The organism is Saccharothrix sp. NRRL B-16348, assembly GCF_001280085.1.
Lineage (GTDB): Bacteria > Actinomycetota > Actinomycetes > Mycobacteriales > Pseudonocardiaceae > Actinosynnema.
The window spans coordinates 1-3,069 of the sequence record NZ_LGED01000045.1 but is presented as its reverse complement, the minus strand read 5'-3'; the positions used below and the strand labels follow the sequence as shown (position 1 = coordinate 3,069).

Below are 3,069 nucleotides of genomic sequence, written 5' to 3'. Positions count from 1 at the left end.
GTTCCTCGTCCGTCAACACCACCACGGCCACCGGCCGACCCCTACGAGCCACCCGACAACCCTACAATTCATCAACGAACTTCAGACGCAGGACACTAGCTTGCGTGATTCCGAACTCTCGGTTTCCGGCCGCTTCTTGATCGGTGCTTCGTGTCAGGGGTGGGGGCGGCGGCGACGTGCCGGAGATGCCCAGGCGGCACGGGCGCTGCTTGCTCAACATCTCCGTGCCGCCCGGGCCCGGGCCGCTGTGCGATCGCCGTTGCGGCACTACACCAGTTACCCCGGCTGTGCGAACTCAGACCGCAGAGGTACGGGCTTGCGGTGACCATTCCCCGTTGCCCCAGATCCACAGGCGGTACCCGACAGCGATGTACCGGGAGGCTGTTGGTCGTCAACTCGGTGGCGATGAGTCGAGGTCGGCCGTTCGCTCGGCGTCCAGTTCCCCTCGTCGTGCCCGGTCGCTGACGGGCGTGCGGACATCGCGGATATCGGCGGTGGTCTTGATGACGAGGTCGGCCGGAGTCCGGGGCGGTTCGCTGCGGCCGGTTGTAGCGGTCGCTGTCGGGCCGCTTGGCCGCCTCCCATACGCAATCGTGCGATCGGCTTCACCTGCCTCGGCCAGGCTCCCGTCTCGCCGAGTTCGGTCAGCACGAGCATGATCACGGCGATTTCGTGCAGGGTGCGGCACCGGGCCAGTGCCGCCATCGGACAGCCGCCTGCGAGGGCGTGATGGATATTTTCAGCGCTGTGCGGCAGGCGCGGGCGTAGAGGCCGGTCAGGACCTCGAAGTGGTAGTCAGTCCTGCCGTTCCTCCGCCTCGGCGGCCAACCGGTCGTCGAACCGCTTGCTGGCGTCGTGGTCGCCGACGAGACTCCCTCAAGAAGTGAACCAAGTCCGTCGGTGTGCAACGCCACCGGAGGTCGGTACGGCATCTGGACGCTCGTACAACCGGGAACGGGCTTACCCACTCGATCCGGTGATCAGGCGTCTGGTTCAGTCCCGAACATCCGGCTCCGACTGATCGGTTCTCCGGTGGAGCGCGGTGCTCCACCGGAGGACCGGTCGGTCAGACGGTGTCGGCTTTGGTGTTGCGGTCGAACTCGGACCACGCGGGGTCGTTGGCCAGGTCCGTTTCACCTGCCGGTCCGAAGAAGACGGTCTTGGCGCGCTCGTCGCCGGTCAGCCAGTACCGGAGCCACGCGGTGCCGACGCCCACCATGCGGATGCGGGTGTCGCCGGGGAGGAAGTGGTCGGCTCCCTTCAGCTCGGCGAACACGGCCGCGTGGTCCTGTGCCCACGCGTACCGGCCCTTGACGTAGGACGACGGCACGATCCAGTCGTACTGGCCCGCGATGAACAGGCTCGGACCGCGCAGTGCCGGGACGGACCCCTGCGGGCCGGGCATGACCGGCAACGTCGCCTTGATCATCGGGTCGGCACCTGCCGCGATCGCGCCACCACCGCCCTGGGAGTGACCGGCGGCGGCGATGTTCGCGGTGTCGATCCGACCGTGGAAGACGCTGCCCGCCCGGCTGTTCTCCGAGACCAGGTACCGGGCGCCGTCGAGCATATCGGCACCGGAGCCGGCCTGGCCGGTGTTGGCGGCGGCCACGACGAAGCCCCACGTCGCGAGGTGCGTGAGGAATACCTCGTACTGCGCGACCTCGGCTCCGGTCCCGTTGCCCCACACCACGACAGGGTGCTTGCGGCTGGTTGTGGCGATGTCGGACGGGTAGTACAGCGTGTGTGTCGTGCCGCGGGCGGCCTTGGCCACCCGGTACGGGCCGGCCTGCTCGTAGTGTCGCTCGACTGCGGGGGTGCTGGAGCCGATGCCCGGCAGGGGGACGAGCAGGACGAGCGCGACGGTGGCCGCCGCTATCGCGCGAAGATTCGATCGCATTGGGAGCTCCTGTCTCAGAGTGCGGCGGTGGCGACGGCCTGGCCGAACGCCGCCATGCCGCGGGCGTTCGGGTGCAAGGGTGCGGCCGGGCTGGTGGGCACCAAGCCCTCCAGGTAGCGGTTGGTCGAGCAGGTGTCGTGACCTGCGGAGATGGCGGCGAGGTCGACCTAGGTGCCACCGCGCGCGGTGGTCTGGTCGCGGAGCACGGTGTTCAGCTTGTCCACCGTGCCCTGCAGGTAGTTCGCGTCGACGTCCCAGATGGGCTGGAGCGGCCGGCAGCCGTTCGGGCGGATGTAGGTGCCGTAACCCGCGACCAGGATTTTCGCGTGCGGAGCGCGCTTCCGGATCTCGTCGAGCGAGGAACCGAAGACCGGCGCCCACGCGGTGATCGTCGTGGCGAGCCGGTCGACGCCGCCGGCGGTGTAGCGCGCCGCGCAGGACGTGCCGACCGGCTCGGGCAGCACGTTGACGCACGTCAGCGCGGCCTGGACCAGGCCGATGTCGTTGCCGCCGATGGTGAGCGTCACCAGGTCGGTGCCTTCGTCGAGCGCGTCGTACTGGGGCGGGAGGTGGCCGAACTGGTTCCCGCCGAGGTCGCCGACTTCCGCGCCGGAGCAGCTGACGTCGGTCAGCCTCGCCCCGAGCGCCGCGGCGGCGACCGAGGGGTAGTTGTTCGTGGACCGCGCGCACGGCGTGCCGGGAATCTGGTGCGGGATCAATGGTCCGGCTGCCGCGGAATCCCCGAGGGCGACGTAGTCGATGGACGCGGCGTGCGCTGTGACCGTCAGGGCCGTCGTCGAGATCGCGATGGCCGCCAGCAGGGCTGTAGGGCCACGCATCATGAACCTCCAGGTGCAGGGTGTGTTCGGATCCATACTGCGAGACCGGCCGCAGCTCGTTCTGTGAGCTGTCAGGCGGTATGCGCGCACAGGTTGTGGGACTTCACCCAAGGCCGCGTAGTTAGTCGGTGGGTGAGGCTGTCAAGGAGTAGATCAGGCGTGTCGTAGCGGTGAAGCAACGGACCTCGGGTAGAAGCAGGGATCTTCCAAGATCGTCCTACTGGTGAGGTCGGGACTTGACCCTGGATGTTGGACACCAGACACACTTGGATCCTGACGATCCGGGTGGACAGGAGTCCCGTTCAGATGGTGATGAAGCACTACCCGCCG

At 68.1% G+C, this 3,069-nt stretch carries 2 protein-coding genes; both read right to left on the bottom strand.

Annotated elements, in window-relative coordinates:
- Nucleotides 1–1,066: 1,066 nt before the first annotated feature.
- Complete coding sequence (locus ADK67_RS07205) at nucleotides 1,067–1,900, bottom strand: poly(ethylene terephthalate) hydrolase family protein (RefSeq protein ID WP_053715606.1); 834 nt, start codon at nucleotides 1,898–1,900, stop codon at nucleotides 1,067–1,069.
- A gap of 167 nt (nucleotides 1,901–2,067) precedes the next feature.
- Nucleotides 2,068–2,739, bottom strand: coding sequence for an SGNH/GDSL hydrolase family protein (locus tag ADK67_RS07200; protein WP_231648063.1), 672 nt, complete (start codon nucleotides 2,737–2,739; stop codon nucleotides 2,068–2,070).
- Between the last annotated feature and the right edge of the window lie 330 nt (nucleotides 2,740–3,069).

Excerpts from the sequence above, each read along its gene's own strand:
- ADK67_RS07205 (WP_053715606.1), bottom strand. The coding sequence starts at position 1,900 with ATGCGATCGAATCTTCGCGCGATAGCGGCGGCCACCGTCGCGCTCGTC.
- ADK67_RS07200 (WP_231648063.1), bottom strand. The coding sequence starts at position 2,739 with ATGCGTGGCCCTACAGCCCTGCTGGCGGCCATCGCGATCTCGACGACG.